Source organism: Mesorhizobium sp. M1A.F.Ca.ET.072.01.1.1, assembly GCF_004023325.1.
In the GTDB taxonomy this organism is placed as follows: domain Bacteria; phylum Pseudomonadota; class Alphaproteobacteria; order Rhizobiales; family Rhizobiaceae; genus Mesorhizobium.
This window is the reverse complement of record NZ_RZSF01000633.1, coordinates 1-1436: the sequence shown is the minus strand read 5'-3', so window position 1 is coordinate 1436 and position 1436 is coordinate 1. Positions and strand designations below refer to the sequence as shown.

Here is a 1436-nt window from a genome sequence, read left to right as displayed (position 1 = left end):
CTTGGACAGCGAATAGCCGGCGGGGACGAGCTGCAGCAGATAGATTGTCGTCTGCGCCAGCCCCGCCGCGATGATGAACCAGGACAGGATGGTGGCGGCAAGGACGATCTCGTCGCTCCACTCGGCAATCATGCGGCCGGCCCCTCGGCAAGAATGAGCGAGGCGGTGCGCTGGCTGCGCGAGACCTCGCTGTCGGCGATTTGGCGCAGCAGCCGCTCGCCCGGCTGGCCAAAGGAGCGCAGCGCGTTGGCGGCGGCATAGCGCACGTTCCAGACCTCGTCGTCCAGCAGCCTGGACAGCGGCGCGGCAAGTTCGGGAAGGCCGAGGCGTCCCGCGGACTCGGCGGCGGCGGCGCGCACGTCCCAGTCGTCGTTTGCCATCGCGCTCGTCAGGATCGCCGGCGCATCGGCGTGTCCGGTGAGGCCAAGCGCGCGCAGCGCCGCGGCGACAACCTCAGGCGAGGCATCGCCGGTCAAGCCGGCGAAGAAGGCGGCAAAGCCGAAGCCGCCGGCGCGGGCGAGCGCGTCGATCGCGGCCGCCCTGATGAAGGGCACGGCGTCGACGCGCGATGCATGGATCGCAAGCTCGTTGAAGCGCGTACGCGGAAAGCGCCTGAACAGGTCGATCAGGCGCCGCGAGCGCTGTCCCGTCACGCCTATCTTGTCCAGCGCGACGCCGAGCAGGGGCAGGCTGCCGAGATCGCAAAGCGCGATGGCGGCGGCGATCCTGACTTCGCGCGAGCGGTCCTGGTCCAGCGCCGAAAGCAGGCTTGCCGTCGCATTCTGCGACCCCAGCGCCGCCAGCATCTCGGCCGCGTGGATGCGTTCGGCCACATTGCCCCGTTCCAGCTGCCTGCCGACGAGGGCCGGCAGGCCACATTCGTTGAAGGCGACAAGGACGTCGTCACGCTCCTCGCCGCGCAGCAGCGAAACGAACTCGAAGCCGGCCTCGATCGCCACGCCCGGCGGCACCGAAAGGATGGCCGTTTTCAACGTCTGGCGGTCGCGGTCTTCGGTGAAGGCGATCAGCGCCGTCAGAAGCTGGCGCCGCTGTCCGGCTCTGGCGGCGTCCCGGCGCTCCCGCAGCAAACGGCGCGCGATCAAAAACAGCATGATCACCAGGGAGAGCGCGCTGAGCAGTATGGAGAGATTCCAGACGTACCACATGGTCAGAACCGCGCGGTCAGCCCGAGCCCGAATATGCTTCGGTCGAATGTCGGGCGTTGTTCATGCGCGATGCTGGCGCGCAGCGTCAGCGGATCGCTGACGTCGAAGGAGATGCCGCCAAAGACGGTGCGTGTCGGCACCAGCGTGCCGTCGGAGATTTCGGGGGCGTCGGCATAGCCGCCGAAGAGATTGACATGCGGCGTCACCGCGAGGTCGGCGCGAAGCACATAGCCGTCCGCGCGCGTGCCGATATCGTCCTCGGCATGCACC

General features: G+C 68.4%; 2 protein-coding genes. Both read right to left on the bottom strand.

The window, feature by feature from the left end; translation table 11 throughout:
• Positions 1-128: 128 nt before the first annotated feature.
• Positions 129-1166 carry a HEAT repeat domain-containing protein gene (locus EOA32_RS37150; protein ID WP_128374306.1) on the bottom strand — a complete coding sequence of 346 codons (1038 nt, stop codon included), beginning with the start codon at positions 1164-1166 and terminating at the stop codon, positions 129-131.
• Between the two features lie 2 nt (positions 1167-1168).
• On the bottom strand, positions 1169-1436 hold a 268-nt coding region (locus EOA32_RS37145), incomplete at its 5' end, for a YaiO family outer membrane beta-barrel protein (protein WP_128374305.1).

Coding starts and splice junctions, on each gene's coding strand:
- EOA32_RS37150 (WP_128374306.1), bottom strand. CDS start 1,166: ATGTGGTACGTCTGGAATCTCTCCATACTGCTCAGCGCGCTCTCCCTG.